General features: G+C 69.2%; 14 protein-coding genes. 7 read left to right on the forward strand and 7 right to left on the reverse strand.

Going from position 1 to position 17,505, the window contains the following annotated elements; translation table 11 throughout:
* Positions 1-6: 6 nt before the first annotated feature.
* The gene (locus ACZ5ZX_RS17275; protein WP_465502982.1) at positions 7-981 is read left to right on the forward strand and encodes an ABC transporter substrate-binding protein; all 975 of its coding nucleotides are present in this window, start codon (positions 7-9) and stop codon (positions 979-981) included.
* Positions 981-3,020 (forward strand): iron ABC transporter permease, encoded by a 2,040-nt coding sequence (locus ACZ5ZX_RS17280; protein WP_465502983.1) that lies wholly within the window; start codon positions 981-983, stop codon positions 3,018-3,020. The genes ACZ5ZX_RS17275 and ACZ5ZX_RS17280 overlap by 1 nt, the downstream gene beginning before the upstream one ends.
* 86 nt (positions 3,021-3,106) lie before the next feature.
* Here the strand turns inward: ACZ5ZX_RS17280 and htpG are convergent, their stop codons facing one another.
* Genes htpG through ACZ5ZX_RS17300 form a run of 4 tightly spaced genes read right to left on the reverse strand, consistent with a single transcriptional unit; the run spans position 3,107 to position 8,511 of the window.
* Positions 3,107-4,972 carry a molecular chaperone HtpG gene (gene htpG / locus ACZ5ZX_RS17285; RefSeq protein ID WP_465502984.1) on the reverse strand — a complete coding sequence of 622 codons (1,866 nt, stop codon included), beginning with the start codon at positions 4,970-4,972 and terminating at the stop codon, positions 3,107-3,109.
* Between the two features lie 29 nt (positions 4,973-5,001).
* The gene (locus ACZ5ZX_RS17290) at positions 5,002-6,588 is read right to left on the reverse strand and encodes an alkaline phosphatase D family protein (protein ID WP_465502985.1); all 1,587 of its coding nucleotides are present in this window, start codon (positions 6,586-6,588) and stop codon (positions 5,002-5,004) included.
* Positions 6,589-6,639: 51 nt separating this feature from the next.
* On the reverse strand, positions 6,640-7,260 hold the full coding sequence (locus ACZ5ZX_RS17295; protein WP_465502986.1) for a hypothetical protein: 621 nt from the start codon (positions 7,258-7,260) through the stop codon (positions 6,640-6,642).
* A gap of 9 nt (positions 7,261-7,269) precedes the next feature.
* Positions 7,270-8,511 carry a YncE family protein gene (locus ACZ5ZX_RS17300; RefSeq protein ID WP_465502987.1) on the reverse strand — a complete coding sequence of 414 codons (1,242 nt, stop codon included), beginning with the start codon at positions 8,509-8,511 and terminating at the stop codon, positions 7,270-7,272.
* A gap of 145 nt (positions 8,512-8,656) precedes the next feature.
* Here ACZ5ZX_RS17300 and ACZ5ZX_RS17305 point away from each other — a divergent pair, with 145 nt between their 5' ends.
* Positions 8,657-9,802, forward strand: a complete 1,146-nt coding sequence (locus ACZ5ZX_RS17305) for a PucR family transcriptional regulator (RefSeq protein ID WP_465502988.1) — start codon at positions 8,657-8,659, stop codon at positions 9,800-9,802.
* Positions 9,803-9,865: 63 nt separating this feature from the next.
* The gene (locus tag ACZ5ZX_RS17310) at positions 9,866-11,527 is read left to right on the forward strand and encodes a sulfatase-like hydrolase/transferase (RefSeq protein WP_465502989.1); all 1,662 of its coding nucleotides are present in this window, start codon (positions 9,866-9,868) and stop codon (positions 11,525-11,527) included.
* A 346-nt stretch (positions 11,528-11,873) separates the two neighbouring features.
* On the opposite strand, the gene ACZ5ZX_RS17315 is transcribed toward ACZ5ZX_RS17310, so the two are convergent.
* Positions 11,874-12,836 (reverse strand): helix-turn-helix transcriptional regulator, encoded by a 963-nt coding sequence (locus tag ACZ5ZX_RS17315; RefSeq protein WP_465502990.1) that lies wholly within the window; start codon positions 12,834-12,836, stop codon positions 11,874-11,876.
* Positions 12,837-12,897: 61 nt separating this feature from the next.
* Here ACZ5ZX_RS17315 and ACZ5ZX_RS17320 point away from each other — a divergent pair, with 61 nt between their 5' ends.
* Positions 12,898-14,055: an epoxide hydrolase family protein gene (locus ACZ5ZX_RS17320; protein WP_465502991.1), complete on the forward strand. Its 1,158-nt coding sequence runs from the start codon at positions 12,898-12,900 to the stop codon at positions 14,053-14,055.
* A 58-nt stretch (positions 14,056-14,113) separates the two neighbouring features.
* Here ACZ5ZX_RS17320 and ACZ5ZX_RS17325 read toward each other — a convergent pair whose 3' ends face one another.
* Positions 14,114-14,662: an ArsR/SmtB family transcription factor gene (locus ACZ5ZX_RS17325; RefSeq protein ID WP_465502992.1), complete on the reverse strand. Its 549-nt coding sequence runs from the start codon at positions 14,660-14,662 to the stop codon at positions 14,114-14,116.
* 68 nt (positions 14,663-14,730) lie between these two features.
* Here ACZ5ZX_RS17325 and ACZ5ZX_RS17330 point away from each other — a divergent pair, with 68 nt between their 5' ends.
* The gene (locus tag ACZ5ZX_RS17330) at positions 14,731-15,927 is read left to right on the forward strand and encodes an MFS transporter (RefSeq protein WP_465502993.1); all 1,197 of its coding nucleotides are present in this window, start codon (positions 14,731-14,733) and stop codon (positions 15,925-15,927) included.
* A 70-nt stretch (positions 15,928-15,997) separates the two neighbouring features.
* Positions 15,998-17,080 (forward strand): Rv2629 family ribosome hibernation factor, encoded by a 1,083-nt coding sequence (locus ACZ5ZX_RS17335; RefSeq protein WP_465502994.1) that lies wholly within the window; start codon positions 15,998-16,000, stop codon positions 17,078-17,080.
* A gap of 4 nt (positions 17,081-17,084) precedes the next feature.
* On the opposite strand, the gene ACZ5ZX_RS17340 is transcribed toward ACZ5ZX_RS17335, so the two are convergent.
* Positions 17,085-17,444 carry an arsenate reductase family protein gene (locus ACZ5ZX_RS17340; protein ID WP_465502995.1) on the reverse strand — a complete coding sequence of 120 codons (360 nt, stop codon included), beginning with the start codon at positions 17,442-17,444 and terminating at the stop codon, positions 17,085-17,087.
* Positions 17,445-17,505: the final 61 nt, after the last annotated feature.

Raw genomic sequence — 17,505 nt, forward strand, 5'->3', positions numbered from 1 at the left:
AGAACCATGCGAGTGCTGACCCCTGCCCTGCTCACGGCGGCGGCGTTGCTGTTGTCCGCCTGCGGCACCACCGAGCCCTCCGGGTCCGCGCCGGACGCGCCGGCCGCCGCGAGCGGTCCGGTCACGGTGACCGACGCGCGCGGCAAGGCCGTCACCCTCAAGGCTCCGGCGAAGCGCGTGGTCGTGCTGGAGTGGGGCGAGGCCGAGATGGTCGCCTCGCTCGGGGTCACGCCGGTCGGCGCCGCGGACGTCGCGGGCTACAACGTCTGGGACAAGGCCGTTCCGCTGCCCGCCGAGGTCAAGGACGTCGGCAAACGCAACGAACCCAGCGTCGACGCTATCGTCGGGCTGAACCCCGAGGTCGTCATCATGGCCGAGGAACGCGACTCGACACTGGTGCCGCAGATCGAGAAGTACGTGCCCGTCGTGGTCACCAAATCCAGCGACGCGAGCCGGAACTTCGACCGGCTGCGCGAGGACTTCAAGCTGATCGCCAAAACGGTCGGCAAGGAGGCCGAAGCGGACAAGCAACTGTCCGAAATGGACGCCAAACTCGCCGAGGGCAAGAAGGCCGTCGAGGCCAAGGGCGCCGCGGGCACGCCGTTCCTGATGGCCGACGGCTACCTCGAAGGCAGCACCGTCAGCATCCGCCCGTTCGGCAAGGGCTCCCTGGTCTCCGACACCGCCGAGGCCGTCGGCCTGAAGAACGTGTGGACCGGGCAGGTCGATCCGCAATGGGGCCTCGGCCAGACCGACGTCGAAGGCCTGACCGCGATCACCGACCCGAAGACCGTGCTGTTCTACAGCGCGTCCGAAGAGGACGTCTTCACCACCGGCCTCGCGCAGAACGCCGTCTACCAGCGGCTGCCGTTCGTGGTGTCGAAGAAGATCCACAAGCTGGAGGCGGGAACGTGGACCTTCGGCGGGCCGAAGTCGATCATCTTCACCGCCGACCAGATCGTGAAGGCCATCACCGCCTGATGAGCGAGGACCTGCGGTCGCCGCAAGCCGTGCGGACCGCCGTGGTGTCGGCGGGGCTGGTGGTGCTGATCGCCGTCCTCGCCGGTGTCCACCTGACACAGGGCACCTCGACGTCCGGTCCGCTGGACGTGCTGAAGGCGCTCTTCGGCCAGGGCGACGCGCAAACCCTCGCGGTACTGGAGGGTTCGCGCGTCCCCCGGCTGCTCGCCGCGTTGCTGCTCGGGGTCGCCCTCGGCGTCGCGGGCGCGGGGATGCAGTCCGTGGCACGGAATCCGCTCGCCTCGCCCGACACGCTCGCGGTGAACGCGGGCGCGCATTTCGCCGTCGTGGCCATTTCCGCGCTCGGGCTTTCACTGCCGCTCGTGCCGGTGGGCGGGGCGGCGTTCGCGGGCGGGCTCGCCGCGGCGGTGATCGTGCTGGGACTGGCGGGCGGCGGTTCGGCGAGTCCACGGCTGGTGCTCGTCGGTTCGGCGGTGATGCTGGCGCTCCAGTCGGTGACCATCCTGCTGCTGCTCATGTTCGAGCAAGAGACGTCCGGGCTCTTCGCCTGGGGCAGCGGGTCGCTGACAGTGTCGGATCTGCGCGCGACGGGGCAGATGACGCCGATCGTGGTGCTCGCCGTCGTGGCGCTCGTCGTGATGGGCCGCAAACTCGACATCCTCGCCCTCGGTGACGACAACGCGACCGTGCTCGGCCTGCGGGTACGGCGGACGAGGATCGGCGCGGTCCTGCTGACCGTCGCGCTGACCGCGGCGGCGGTGACCGTCGCCGGACCGGTCGGCTTCGTCGGGCTGAGCGCGCCGGTGATCACGCGGCTGCTGCTGCCGATCGCGAAGCACCGCGTGCTGCTGCCGGTGTCCGGCCTGGTCGGGGTGGTGACGGTGCTCGGCGCCGACGTCGTCCTGCGGGCGATCATGGGCTCGGCCGCCGCGGTGCGGGTGCCGACCGGCGTCGTGACGACGCTCGTCGGCGCCGCCGTGATGGTGTGGCTGGCGCGGCGCGGCCGGGCCAGTGGCTCGCGGCGTCCGTCCCCGGCGGGGCGGGTCGGCGTCGCCGGATCGAAGCGACGGCTCGTGACCATCACCGCCGCGCTGGTGGTGCTGCTGGCCGGCGTGCCCCTCGTGGGCTTGATGCTGGGTGACCGCGTCGTCCTGCTCGGCGACCTCGCGAACTGGGTCACCGGGAACACCGGGACCGCGCTCACTTTCGTGCTGGACCAGCGGCTTCCTCGGGTGCTGGCCGCGCTGCTCGCCGGTGCCGCGCTGGCCGTGTCCGGCTGCGGGATCCAGTCGGTCAGCCGCAACCCGCTCGCCGAACCCGGCCTGCTCGGCATCACCGCGGGCGCCGGGCTGGGCGCGATCACACTGATCACCATCGTCCCGACGGTCGGCGCGTGGGCCATCGCCGGTGCCGCCGGCGCGGGGGCGGCCGTGGTGTTCGTGCTGGTCTACGGGCTGGCGTGGCGATCGGGGCTGGATTCGGACCGGCTGGTGATCATCGGCATCGCGGTCTGGTCGGCCGGGATGGCGCTGATCACCCTGCTGATCGTCGTCTCCGACCCGTGGAACTCGGCCAAGGCGCTGACCTGGCTTTCGGGGTCGACCTACGGCCGGACACTGGAGCAGGTGGCGCCGGTGGCGTTGTCGCTGCTCGCGCTGACGCCGTTGTTGTGGCTCAAGCACCGCGAACTCGACCTGCACGCCCTCGACGAGGACACCCCTCGGGTACTCGGGATGCGCATCGAACGGTCGCGGCTGGTGGTGCTGACGGCGTCCGGGATCCTGGCGGCCACCGCGGTGTCCGCGATCGGCGTGGTCGCCTTCGTCGGACTGGTCGCGCCGCATCTGGCGCGATCGCTGGTCGGCGGACGGCATGGCCGGGTGATCCCGGTGGCGGCGGCGCTCGGGGCGCTGCTGGTGAGCGTCGCGGACACACTCGGGCGGACGGTCATCGCGCCGGCCCAGATCCCCGCCGGCCTGGTCATCGCGCTGGTCGGGACGCCGTATTTCGTCCTGGTGCTCTGGCGGACCCGGCCGTAGAGCTGAAAGGGCCCTTCACCGCATGCGATGCGGTGAAGGGCCCTTTCGTGGCGTCTTATGCGGGGAAAGTCCCCTTCAGCTCCCGGCTACAGGGTTTTCTGGAGGTGCGTGGCGAGGAGCTTCGTGAAGCGTGAGGGGTCGGCGAGTTCGCCGCCCTCGGCCAGCAGCGCCATGCCGTAGAGCAGTTCGGCGGTCTCGGCGAGACCCTCGTTCTCGCCCTGCTTCGCGAAGGCGTCCCGCAGCCCGGAGACCAGCGGGTGGCCCGGGTTGAGTTCCAGGATCCGCTTGATCTGCGGCATTTCCTGGCCCATCGCGCGGTACATCTTCTCCAGCGTCGGGGTGACGTCGTTCGTGTCACCGACGATGCAGGCGGGCGACGTCGTCAGCCGCGACGACAGCCGGACCTCCTTGACCTGCTCGCCGAGCGCCGTCGTCAGCCAGGTCAGGAGCCCGGAGAACTCCTCCTTCTGCTCGTCGGTGGTGTCGGAGTCGAGTTCGACCTCACCCTTCGCGACCGACTGGAACTGCTTCTCCTCGAACCCGGGGACCGCGTCGACCCACATCTCGTCGATCGGGTCGGTGAGCACGAGGACCTCGTAGCCCTTGGCCTTGAAGGCTTCCAGATGCGGGGAGTTCTCGATGCTCTGCCGCGATTCGCCGGTCAGGTAGTAGATGTGCTCCTGGCCGTCCTTCATCCGCTCGACGTACTCGCGCAGCGTGGTCGGCTTCTCCGGGTCGTTCGTCGACGCGAAGGAGCAGATGTCGAGGATCGCGGTGCGGTTCTCGAAGTCGTCCAGCAGGCCTTCCTTGACGGCGCGGCCGAACTCCTTCCAGAACGTCTCGTACTTGTAGGTGTTCTCGCCGGTCATCAGGCCCTTGACCGTCGAGAGGACCTTCTTGACCAGCCGACGGCGGATCAGCTGGATCTGCCTGTCCTGCTGCAGGATCTCGCGCGAGACGTTGAGCGAGAGGTCCTGCGCGTCGACGACGCCCTTCACGAAGCGCAGGTACTCCGGCATCAGCGCTTCGCAGTCGTCCATGATGAAGACGCGCTTCACGTACAGCTGGACGCCGCGTTTGCGTTCCCGCATGAACAGGTCGAGTGGCGCGTGCCCCGGCAGGAACAGCAGCGCCTGGTACTCGAAGGTGCCCTCGGCCTGGAGCCGGATGGTCTCCAGCGGGTCGTTCCAGTCGTGCGCGACGTGCTTGTAGAACTCGTTGTACTCGTCTTCGCTGACGTCGCTGGAGGAGCGGGCCCACAGCGCCTTCATCGAGTTGACCGTGACGACCTCTTCGCCCTCGGTCATCCGGATGGGCCAGGTGATGAAGTCCGAGTACTTCTTGACGATCTGCTTGATCTTGGTGGCCGAGGTGTAGTCGAAGAGCTGGTCTTCGGTGTCCTCGGGCTTGAGGTGCAGGGTGACCGAGGTGCCCTGGGGCAGGTCCGGGACCGTCTCGATGGTGTACGTGCCTTCGCCCTCGGACTCCCAGCGGACGCCTTCGTCCGATCCGGCGCGGCGGGTCAGCAGGGTGACCTTGTCGGCCACCATGAAGCTGGCGTAGAAACCGATACCGAATTGGCCGATCAGATCCTGCGAGGCCGCGGAATCCTTGGTCTCCTTGAGCTTTTTCAGGAATTCGGCGGTGCCGGATTTCGCGATCGTGCCGATCAGCGCCACGACGTCGTCCCGGCTCATCCCGATTCCGTTGTCCCGCACGGTCAGGGTGCGGTTTTCGGGGTCGGTCTCGATCTCGATGTGGAGATCGTCGGTGTCCGCCTGGAGGTCCTTGTCACGGAACGCTTCGAGGCGGAGCTTGTCCAGTGCGTCGGAGGCGTTGGACACCAGTTCCCGCAGGAAGGTGTCCTTGTTCGAGTAGATCGAGTGGATCATCAGCTGCAGGAGCTGACGTGCCTCCGACTGGAACTCGAGTGTTTCGGCAGAGGTTGTCACGCGGCGATATTACCGAGCGCGGGACCGCGTCAAGCCAGCCTCCGCCTGGCCACCTCGGTCAGCCCGTCGCCGGTGGCCTGTTCGATCGTCGTGACCGCGGAACGGCCGGTCGTCTCGACCGTGGCGATCACGTTGCCGAAATGCGGGCCGGACACCTTGGCCCAGGTCAGCGGATCGGGTGCGACGCCGCCTCGGCGGGCCCAGCGGCGCGCGAGCGACGCCACCGGGGCCGACCAGGTCGCGGCGAACGCCGACCGGAGCGGCCGCGGCATCGCGTTGTGCACCGGCGAGCAGGTGAGCTGGTACACCGTCGACGTCACCGGTTCGGGGTACCGCGCCTCGGCGATGTAGGCGTGATGGACGTCGCCGGAGAGCACCGCGATGGTGGCGGGCGGCTCCTCCCGGCGCCCCTCGCGCGCGATCATCGCGGCGAGCCGGTCGAACGACGCGCGGAACGCCGCCCAGTGTTCGAGGTCGCCCGCCTGCCGGATCTTCTCCGCGAGCCGTCCCCGCCACCCGGGACGGTCGCAGGCTCGTTCGTTGAGGGACTGCAGGTGGGAGATCACCGGCGGCAGCAGCCACGGCAGCGAAGACCCGATGAGCAGGTGGTCGCAGGCTTCGGCGGCGTTCTCCTCGACCCAGTCGAACTCGTCGTCGTCGACCATCGCCCGGTGGCCGGGTTCCAGGATCCGCCCCGCCCGGCTGTCGATGACCAACAGCCGCACCTTGCCGAAGTCGCGCCGATAACTCCATCGCGCGCCTTTGGTGCCGTCGCGTTCGTTGTCGGCTTCGTCGGCGTAGGCGGTGAGCAGGTCGGCGTTGTCCCTGCCGGAGATGAGGGCCTTCTGGTAGGTCGGGTCCTCCGCGAGTTCGGCGAGGCCGAGGTTCCCGAGGTGCTGGTAGACCCAGTAGGACATGATCGCCCCGCGCAGGCGCTCCTGCCACCACGGCTGCGCGCGCATCCCCTGCCGCCACGTGTGGGAGGTGTTCCAGTCGTCGCGCACGTCGTGGTCGTCGAAGATCATCGACGTCGGCACGGTGGAGAGCAGCCAGCGGATCGTCGGCTCACCCCAGGCTTCGAGGTAGAGGTGGGTGTACTCCTCGAAGTCCGTCACCTCGGTTCCGGGCGGCTTCGAGGTGTCGCGACGCCGCTTCAGCCATTCCTGCGTCTCGTCGGTGGTTTCGTCGGCGTAGACCTGGTCGCCCAGCATCAGCAGCGCCTGCGGCCACTCGGCCTCGTCGCCCTCGGCCATCCGGCGGGCGTACGCGGCCAGCGCGTCCGGGCCGAAGCTGTCCCCGTCGTGCGGTTTGCGGCAGGAGCCGAACACCAGCCGGACCCCCGACTCCTTCGCGGGCAGTGTCCTGATGCGACTGGGCGGGAAGCCGGAATCCTGCAGCGGCCACACCTTTTCGCCGTCCACGCGCACCTCGTACTCGGTGCTGGTGCCGGGTTCGAGCCCGGTCAGCACGAGCAGGGCGTAATGGTGCCCCCGGATTTCGAACGTCCTCGCGGTCGTGCCGAGGACTTCGACCTCACTGGCGGTGGTGGTCTCGACCCACACCGTCGCCGACGTCTCGTCGACGTGGCGCAGCAACGGCCCCAGGAGCAGACTCATTCCTGAAACGGTGCCACAGCGGAGCCAAGATCGTGCGGTGAGCGGGACGCCTCAGCCGAGCCGCGCGAAGATCTCCCGGATCTCGGCCAGCGCCTTCTCGCGTTCCGCGTCGTCGTCTTCGTACCAGCCGTCGGCGGCCCGATCCTCGACGATCGCCTCCGGGGTGAATTCCTCGCCGAACCGGTAGGGGCCGACGCAGTAGGCGAACCCCGACTCGCCCAGCGGGTCCAGGCCTTCCCGGCGGCAGTGCTCCAGGAAACCTTCGGCCTGTCGCCACTGCTTTCCGTCGAACCAGAAGACGCCACCGGCGTAGTGGATCGCCGCCCCCGTCTCCGGATCGACGAGGTTCAGGGATTCGTAGTTTTCGGGGCGGTTCCGCACCAGCGCGACAAGGCTTTCGGGGACGCCGCCGTAAAGCGCCTCCTGCGCCCGATAGTCACCTTCGGCGTACAGGTTCAAATCCAGCTCGTGGTCGAAGGTCAGCAGCAGCGCCCGCCCGTCCGGCGTGAAGTACCAGACGGCCGACTGCCCGCCACTGTCGTTCCAGGCGAACCGCTCCGCGCCGTCCACCGCGATCGGCGTGATGTCGGTGATCGCGTCGATCACCGCCGCACGGCGTCGCACCTCATGGAGGGACGTCGCGCCGAGGGCCGCCCAGATCTCTTCGCTCACCGGCGCAGGCTACCGGCCCGCGGGCCCCGTCCAGCCGTCGGGCACGTAGCCGATCCGGATCCGCTGCGGGTGGTCGCCGACCGGGACGGACTTCACCTTCGCACCGGTCGCGAAGTCGATCGCGGTCACCTGGTCGGCACCGCTTTCCGAGATGACGCAATGCTTTCCGTCGCCGTTCACCGTCGCCCAGTACGGCTTCGCGGCCGTCACGAGCCGGGCCTCCTGCAGGCTCGCGCGGTCCACAATGGTCGCGTAGTCGTCCATCGTCCCGGCGACGCACAGCTTGTCGCCCGCCGGACTCATCGACAGCCCGTGGTGCCGCGAGTCGTTGACCCAGGTCGTCCGGTCCTCACTGGTGTTCGGGTTCTTCGGCAGCGTCTTCGACCGGGTGATGCGGTCGGTGGCGACGTCGTACTCCAGGAGGCCGTTGAAGAACGACACCTGGAAGTACAGCTTCGACTCGTCGGGCGTGAACGCCATCGGGCGGATCGCGTCAGACAGATCGGTGCGGCCGAAGGCGTCCAGCCGCTGGCGCATGTCGATGACCTTGACCTGCTGGAAGGTCTTCGTGTCGGCGACGGTGAGCTTCCGGTCGCCCTTGGTGAAGTCCTGCCACGGCGCGTCGAGTGCGGTGTTCACGTCGCCGATCGAGCTGTTCCAGAGGTAGCGGCCACCGTCGGTGTAGGTGTTCTCGTGCGGTTTGTCGCCGGTCTTGAACGAGCCCAGCTGCTGCCCGGTCTCGATGTTCAGCACGTGGACGGTGTTCGACGTCGAAGCGGACACCGCGATGCTGCGCCCGTCCGGCGAGACGGCCATGTGGTCGGACCGGAACCCCGACACCGGGAAACGCCAGTTGACACGGCCGGTGGCGAGGTCGATCGAGACGACGTCGGCGAAACTCGGGCGCGACGCGACGACGGAACGGCCGTCCGGGGTCGTGTAGAGATCGTCGACGAGCTGGTCGTGGCCCTCGCCGACGCCGTTGCGGATACCGAGGAAGAACGCGAGTTTGATCGGGTTCAGATAGATCTCGGCGAGCCGCTCGTCCTTGTCCGGCACCATGTCGACGCGCGCGATCTTCGCGTAATCGCCGGAGGGCCGGATGACGTCCGCCGTCCCCTCCCAGTTGTTGCCCACGAACAGGACCTGCCGCAGGGCGGCGCTCGCAGCCGTGGTCCCTGACACCGAGCCCAGTGCCGTGACGACAAGGCAGGCCACGAGGGCGAAGTTCAGCAATCGGCGTTTCCGCATCACGCGCACCCTTCGGCGAAGTCCTGTTACCTTTCGGTAGCTCACAGGAAACCAACCGATCGGACACCCTCGGTAGGGGCCGGTCGCCAAGGACCGCGTCGTTCGTTGTGGACAGCTCACAACCACCCGTGGGAAGGCGGTGGCGATGGCGCACCGGTTGCTCCACGAGGTGCTGCGGGCGATGGCGGCCGACGCCGACGTCGTCGACGAGGTCGTCCTTGCCGCCCGCACGGAGTCGCCGGAAGTGGCGGGCCTGCCGGTGCACGAGAACCGGCGGCACGTCGCGATCGTGCTCGCCGCCGGGCTCGCGTCGTTCGAACGGCCGGGCGGGACCAGTGAGCAGGACTACGCGGCGGCCGCCGTCCTCGGCGCCGACCGGGCGACCCAGGGGGTACCGCTGGCCGCGCTGCTGCGCGGGGTGCAGGCCGGGCGCAGCCGCGCGGTCGAGATCGCCGTCGAACGCGGCAAGGCGGCCGGGGTTCCCGACGACGTCATGCTGGCGGCGCTGGTCGACTTCGACCGGAACACCCGCGCGCTGGAACGGCAGGTGATCGCCGGCTACCACGAAGCCGAACTCGAACTCTCCCGCACGGTCCACGACAGCCGGGTCCGGTTGCTGCGGCGGTTGCTGGGTGACGACACGGCGGTGCCGTCGGCCGAGGAGGTCGCGCACGCCGGGCTGAACCCGGACGGCCGCTACCACTGCCTGCACTCCGACATCGGCGATCCGTACCAGGCGCGGGTCGTCGAGCGGCGGCTCGGCGGCACGGGCGGGATCTTCGGGCTGGTGGAAGGACGGCTGACCGGGCTGGCGCCGCGGCTGCCGACGCCGTCGGCGCTGGGGGACGACGTCCTCATCGTGGTCTCCCCAGCCGTTCCGCTCACCGAGGTCCGCGGGATGCACGCCCTGTGCGCGATGGCCTTGCCGACGGCCGCGCGGGAGCGGGCCCGCGGCCTGCACGAGGTGGCCGAGCTGGCCGTGGAGACCGCGCTCGACGCCCAACCCGGGCTCGCCGCGCTGCTCGGCGAGACCCTGCTGGGCGCGCTGACTCCGGGTGACGCCTTCCACGAACAGCTCGTCTCGACCGCCTTGGCCTATCTCGACCACGGGCGGCGGCTCGATCAGACCGCCGCGGCACTGCACGTCCACGCGAACACCGTCAGATACCGGCTCTCCAGGCTCGGCGAGATCACCGGAGCGTCGCTCGACCTGCCGGAAGACGACGGCGGATCGCAGGTGCGGCACACCGTCGGCTGGTGGTGGGCGCTGCGCACCTGGCGATCGGGCTGAACCACCGACCCCCGTCGTCCGTGTAACCCGATGAAGGCTCCTGCACCCTGGAAGGAACCCGCCTTGTCGGTTTTCACGCGCCCCGCCCTGGTCGGCCTGCCGGGGGACCGGACGGCCGCCCGCGAAATCGCGTCCAGCGCGGTGACGACCCTGTCCGGCGTCCTCGTGCTGTTCGCCCTGCTCGCGCCGAACGACCTCGACCGGCTGACGCCGGAGGCGTTCGTGCGGCTGCCGGTGGAAGCGCTGCTCGGGGTGGCGGTCGTGCTCATGCTGCGCGACGGCGCCCGGCGGATCGTCGCGATGTCCGCCGGCGCCGTCCTCGGGCTGCTGACCGTCGTCAAGGCCATCGACATCGGCTTCGGGCTCGCACTGAACCGGCGGTTCAACCCGGTGTTCGACTGGGGCGTCGTCGGCAACGGCGTCGACCTGCTCGGCACCTCGATCGGCCGGAGTGCCGCGACCGCGTCGGCCGTCGGGCTGGTGCTGCTGGCCGTGGCCGTGATCGTGCTCATGGCGCTGTCGATGGTGCGGTTGAGCCGGGTGGTGGCCGGACGCCGCACCGCGTCGACCCGGGTGGTCGCCGTGCTCAGCGTGATCTGGATCGGCTGCGCGGTGTTCGGCGTGCAGCTCGCGCCGGGGCAGCCGCTCGCGTCACGCAGTGCCGCCGCCTACGCCTACGACGACCTCCGGCAGGTGCGGGCCGGCATCCGGGACCGGGAGGCCTTCGCGTCGGAGGTCGCCGTCGACGCCTTCCGTGACACACCGCCGTCCGGGCTGTTGAACGCGTTGCGCGGCAAGGACGTCCTGTTCACCTTCGTCGAGAGCTACGGTCGGGTGGCCGTCCAGGATTCCGACATCGCGCCCAAGGTCGACGCGGTACTCGACGCCGGGACCGCGCGGCTGAAGAACGCCGGGTACGGCTCGCGCAGCGCGTTCCTGACGTCGCCGACGACGAGCGCGGGCAGCTGGCTCGCGCACTCGACGTTCCAGTCCGGCGTCTGGGTCGACAGCCAGCACCGCTACGACGACTTCGTGAAGACCGACCGGTTCACCCTCGGCGGGGCGTTCAAACGAGCGGGCTGGGAGACCGTCGGCGTCGTCCCCGCGCACACCGAGGAGTGGCCGGAGGGCAAGGTCTACGGCTACGACCGCTACTACGACTCACGCGGGATCGGCTACCACGGCCCGCCGTTCTCCTACGCCACGATGCCGGATCAGTTCACGCTTTCGGCTTTCCAGCGCGCCGAACGCGCGAAGCGGGACCACCCGCCGCTGATGGCGGAAATCGACCTCGTCACCAGTCACTGGCCGTGGACACCGCTCCCCCGTATGGTCGACTGGAACGCCGTCGGCGACGGATCGGTCTACCACCCGATGCCCGCGCAGGGAAAGACACCCGAAGAGGTCTTCACCGACCCAGCCAAGGTGCGGGCCGCGTACGGCGACTCGATCGCCTATTCGTTGAACTCGCTGATCTCGTACGTGGAGACGTACGGGGACGACGATCTGGTGCTCGTGTTCCTCGGCGACCATCAGCCGAACCCGATCGTCGCCGGGGCGGGCGCCGACCGCGACGTCCCGATCACCGTCGTCACACGGGACAAGGCCGTGCTGGACAAGATCGCCGGGTGGAACTGGCAGGACGGGCTGAACCCGGACCGGAACGCGCCGAGCTGGCCGATGAACGCGTTCCGGGACCGGTTCCTGAGCACCTTCGCCCACTGAACCCGCTTTTTGCGGTGGGTAAGCCAAAAATGGCGTGCCCCGGCGCGGGTCCGGACTGGCTACCGGAAGCCGGGACGAGGACAGAGTGTCCACAAAGGACTCTTTTGGGCAGGGCAGGTGTCCGACTTGGGCGACTTGCGTGGTTTGGGCACGGGGGTCGTGAGTGGCAATGAGGGTTCTAACCCGAATCGCCACTCACGACCCCAGGCGAAACCGCACATAGCGTCAGCAACAGGACACCTAGTCCCCCAAAGGTGTCCCTTGTGGACAGTCGCCCTCGCCTCAACGGGGAGCCTCTCGCCTGCCCCCGGGCAACGAGCCGATCACGCCACATTTGCCGTACCCCTCAATAACCGTGGGTCGCGTCGCGATACCGGTCGGCCAACGTGCGCAAGTAGTCGACCAACTGCGGCGGTTCGGTGACCCGGAAAGGGACATTGAGCAGTCCTAAGTGGACGGCCAGCGTCTCGATACTGTCGGCGCCGGTGTGCAGCACGCAGGTGTCCGCGTCGACGGCCTCCACCGTCCCGACGGCCGGGTTGATCCGCGCGGTCACCTCTTCGGCGGACGCGTGCACGGTGACGTCGGCCCGGTACCGCCAAGCCGCGGACGAGACACCGCGCCGCACCCGGTCCGTGACGTCCTCGGACAGGTCACGCGCGGTGAACCGCGGGCCGGTCGGGACGCGCGGGGTCAGCCTGTCGACGCGGAAGGTGCGCCAGTCGCCGCGGTCGAGGTCCCACGCGACCAGGTACCAGCGGCGGCCCCAGTTCACCAGCCGGTACGGCTCGGCCTTCCGGAGGCTTTCCGACCCGTCGTGGGCCCGGTAGCCGAAGCGCAGCACCTCGTGGTCGCGGCAGGCGGCGGTCAGCACGGTCAGCGTCCCGGCGTCGACGCGCGGTCCAGGCTCGTCGCGGGGCACCGGGATCGTGTACGCCTGCAGAGCGTTCACCCGGCGCCGTAACCGCGACGGAAGCACCTGCTCCAGCTTCGCGAGCGCGCGCAACGACGTCTCCTCCACCCCCGCGATGGTGCCGCCCGCCGCGGTGCGCAGGCCGATCGCGACGGCGACGGCCTCCTCGTCGTCGAGCAGCAACGGCGGCAGATCGGCGCCGGCACCGAGGCGATAGCCGCCGACGGAACCTCGCGTCGCGTTCACCGGGTAGCCGAGCGCGCGCAGCCGCTCGACGTCGTTGCGGATCGTCCGCGCGCTCACCTCCAGGCGTTCGGCCAGTTCGGTACCGGTCCAGTCACGGGGAGTCTGCAGAAGGGAGAGCAAACGGAGCAATCTTGCCGAAGTTTCCAACATTCTTCGAGACTCCCTCCTCATTAGGAACGTAGTGTTCCTAATGGAACTCTATCTTGGTCTCATGAACGAGAACACCGAGATCAAGCCCTTCCGCGTCGACATCCCTCAGGCCGAACTCGACGACCTGGCCGACCGCCTCGCCCGGGTCCGCTGGGCGAACGAACTACCCGCCGATCAGGTCACCGACGGCGTACAGCGAGGACCCGTCACGCCGGGCTGGGAGTACGGCGTGCCGCTCGAGTACGTGCAGCGGCTGGTCGCGTACTGGCGCGACGGTTACGACTGGCGTGAGTGGGAGGCGAAGCTCAACGCGTACCCGCAGTTCACCACGGTCATCGATGGACAGCGGATTCATTTCCTCCACGTCCGCTCGCCGGAACCGGACGCGACGCCGCTGATCCTCACCCACGGCTGGCCGAACTCGGTCTTCGAATACCTCGGCCTGATCGACCGGCTGACCGACCCGCGCTCGCACGGCGACGCCGAGGCGAAGGCCTTCCACGTCGTGATCCCGTCACTGCCGGGATTCGGCTTCTCCGGTCCCACACACGAAAGGGGCTGGAACCGCTACCGCACGGCTCGCGCCTGGGCCGAGCTGATGCGGCGGCTGGGGTACGAACGCTATGGCACGCACGGGAACGACGCCGGTTCGTTCGTCGCCCCCGAGGTCGGCCGCGTCGATCAGGAACACGTCATCGGCGTGCACGTCACGCAGCTGTTCTCGTTCCCGACCGGTGACCCCGCCGAGTTCGAGGGCATGACGGAGCAGGAGCTGGAGTACGTGCGGTTCCTGCAGCACTTCAACGACAACATGTCCGGCTACGCGAAACTGCAGGAGAGCGCGCCGCAGAACCTCGCGCACGCGCTGGCCGATTCACCGGCCGGGCAGCTGGCCTGGAGCGCGCAGCTGCTGGCGGGCACGAACGACGACCACGTCCTCACCAACGCCACACTGTACTGGCTCACCAACACCGCCGCGTCGGCCGCGCGGTTCTACTACGAGGACAAGCACGCCGAGCATCCGGCCGAGCCGACGACCGCGCCGACCGGGCTGGCGAGTTTCGCCTACGACTTCCGTCCCCTGCGGCGCTTCGCCGAACGCGACCACGCGAACATCGTGTCGTGGGAGGAATTCGACCGCGGCAGCCACTGGGCGACGCAGGACGCGCCGGACCTCCTGCTGGGAAGCATCCGGGACTTCTTCCACAAGCTCGGCTGAACCAGGCGGCTGCGCGTGAAGGCCCCCTTCCCTCGGCTGAGCCGAGGGAAGGGGGCCTTCACGCGCGGTCAGCGAGGCTGTGCAGCAGGAAGATCCCGCTCAGCAGCGGCCGGTCGAGCCGCTCGTGGTCGGTGGCCACGTACTCGTCGAGGATGTCGAGGATGCGGTTGTCGAGTTCGGTGACCTCCTCCGGTGAAAGGTGCAACGCGAAGCGCTCGACCACCCGCACCGAACCGGGGCCCGCCTCGCGGAGTTCGTCCTGGAACGCCTCGATCGGGCCGAACCGGGTCTCTTCGTCCTCGCCGTTCAGCGGCCCGTCGAGCCACCAGCTCTTGCCAGTACTGCGGTAGGGCTTTTCGAGCGCGCCGCTCGCGCCGGTCCGCACCGGCGCCTGCTCCAGCAGACCGGCCTCGACGAGCTGCCGCACGTGGTAGAGCACCGTGCCGGGATCCTTGCCGAGCCGGTCGGCGAGTTCCTTGTTGGTCAGTTCCCGCTCACCGCAGAGCCGCAGGACGCGCAGCCGCACCGGATGGCCGAGCGCCTTGGCCTCACGCGCCGTCGCCTCACGCCGCCGGTCCGCGACCCTCGCGGCGAGCTGATCGTCCATCCCTCCAGCCTAAACCGAGGGAGACAACATCGATGGAGTTTTCTCAATCGATGTGCGATTCTCGATCGATGAGCTCACTGGGGGCCGCCTACCGGCGGTTGTGGACTTCGTCGGGCTTGTCGAATCTGGCCGACGGCATCGTCAAGGTCGCGCTCGGTCTGGTGGCCGTCCAGTTCACCCGATCGCCCGCGCTCATCGCGGGACTGGCGTTCGCCCTGTCCTTGCCGTGGCTGGTGGCCGCGCTGCATGCCGGAGTGCTCGTCGACCGCGTCGACCGTCGTCGCGCGATGCTCACCGCGAACGTGTTCCGCGCGGGCCTGCTCGCCGCGCTCGCGGTGGCGATCGCGCTGGGCTCCGGGTCGATCTGGCTGCTCTACGCGATCGCACTGGGCCTCGGGTTCGCCGAAACGGTGCACGACACGGCCGCGCAGGCGATCCTGCCCCAGGTCGTCGGCCGCGACAGGCTGACCCGGGCCAACAGCCGCCTCTACGCCGCGGAACTCACGGCCAACGAATTCGTCGGTCCGCCGGTGGGCGGTTTCCTCGTCGCCGCAGGGGCGTTCGCCGCGTTCATGGTTCCGTCCGCGCTCTGGGTCGTCGCGGTCCTCGCGCTCTTCTTCGTCCAGGGATCGTTCCGCGTCGAAAGGACACAGCAGACCAGCGTGCGCGAAGATCTCGCCGAAGGCCTGCGTTTCCTTTGGGCGAACCGGTTTCTCCGGGTCACGGCGATCATGATCGGCGGGTTCAACTTCGCCACGAGCGCGATGCTCACCCTCTTCGTGCTTTACGCGGTGGGCCCGTCCTCGGCGATGGGCCTGCCGGAACAGGCCTACGGTTTCCTGCTGGCCGTCATCGCCGCGGGCAGCTTCGTGGCCTCGTTCGCGGCCGAGCGGATAGAGCGCGTACTCGGCCGCACCCGCGCACTGGCCCTCAGCCTGCTCACCGGCGCCGCACTCGTCGGAATCCCTTCGGTGACCACGAATCCGTACGTGATCGGCGTGGCGTTCTTCCTCGGCGGGGCGGGGGTCGTCGTATGGAACGTCATCGTCGTCTCGCTGCGGCAGCGGATCATCCCGGACCACCTGCTGGGCCGCGGAACCAGCGCGCACCGGCTCGTCGCGTGGGGCACCAAGCCGCTGGGAAGCGCGGCGGGCGGGCTGCTCGCCGAGGCAGTGGGGCTGCGGCCGGTGTTCGCGCTGATGGCGGCGGTGATCCTGGCGCTGCTGCCCGGCCTGCGTGCCCTCCATGATTCATCCCGCACCTGACGGGTACTCGAAGATCGACAGTGAACCAACGAGCCGGGAGGGAAGCGTGAACGTCACAACGCTTCGGGAAGTGACCGCTCGCGAAGGGCCGTTCGCCTCGGTGTACTTCGACAGCTCGCACGACACCGAGGACGCCGCGGCCCAGCAGGAGCTGCGCTGGCGGGCGATCCGGAAACAACTCGCCGAAGAAGGAGCGCGGGAACCGGCGCTGGCGGCGCTCGACGAGGCGATCGGCCGGGAGCCGCCACCGGAGGGCAAGGCCGGCCGGGTACTCGTGGCCGGCGGGGACGAGGTCGTACTCGACGAGCGACTGCCCGAGCCGCCGCCCCGCGAGATCGCGCGGGTCGCGCCGCAGCCGTATCTTCTCCCGCTCCTCGAACTCGCGCCGCCGGCCATACCGCACGTCGTGGTAGTGGCGGACAAGACCGGGGCCGATCTGCTCGCGGTCGGCGAGCACGGCACCGAACAGCGCACCGTCCACGGCGAAGACCACCCCGTGCACAAGGTCCGGGGTGGCGGTTCGGCGTACTGGAACATCCAGCACCGCGTCGAGGCCGTCGTCGACCGCAACGCCGCGGAAATCGCGCGGGAGGCGACCAAACTCGCCGACTCCGTCGGTACCGAAGTGCTGATCCTCGCCGGCGAGGTACAGGCGCGGACGGCGGTGCGCACCCAATTCCCGCCGCGCGCCAGGGAAAAACTGATCGAGATCGAGGCGGGCGCCCGAGCCGAGGGCGGCGATCCGGGAGCGCTGGAGGCCGAAGTCCGGCGTGTGCTCGCCGAACACGCCGAACACCATCGCCGGGACGTCCTCGACCGCTATCGGATCGAGGAAGGCCGCGACGGCGGTCTGGCCGCGCGCGGCCTCGCCGAGACCACCGCGGCGTTGCGCTCGGGCGCCGTCGAAAGCCTGCTGATCGACGTGGCTTCGCTGGCCGATCGCACCGTGTGGACCGCGGCGGACCCGACTCAGGTCGCCACCGCCAGGGAACACTTGAAGCTGTCGGGGACCGGCGCCGACGGGGCCGTGGACGACCGCCGTGCGGACGAGGCCCTGCCGGCCGCCGCGCTGGCCGAAGGAGCGGACATCGTCACCGTCAGCGGTGAGGGCCTGCCCGACGGCGTCGGCGCCATCCTGCGGTTCGCGCCCTAGCGGCTCATCCGGGCAGAACGGACTGGACGGCTTCGGGGGTGCGCGCGACGACCGTCGTGCCGTCGTCGGCGGTGATGATCGGCCGCTGGATCAGCTTCGGATGCGTGACCAGCGCTTCGATCCACTTGTCGCGGTCGGCGGGCGTGCGCCCCCAGGCCTTCAGCCCGAGTTCTTTCGCGATCGGCTCGGCGGTGCGGGTGATGTCCCACGGCTCGAGCCCGAGCCGCTTGAGGACGGCCTTCAGTTCCTTCGCCGTCGGCGGTTCCTCCAGATACTTCCGCACGGTGTACTCGGCACCAGCTTCCTCCAGCATCGCCACCGCCGACCGGCATTTGCCGCACGCCGGGTTCACCCAGATCTCCATGTCGGACCACCTCTGTTCTGAAAGTGCTCAGTCGATGAGCACTTTGCCTCCGATGATGGTC

The sequence above is a fragment of the Amycolatopsis sp. NPDC033938 genome (genome assembly GCF_055575975.1).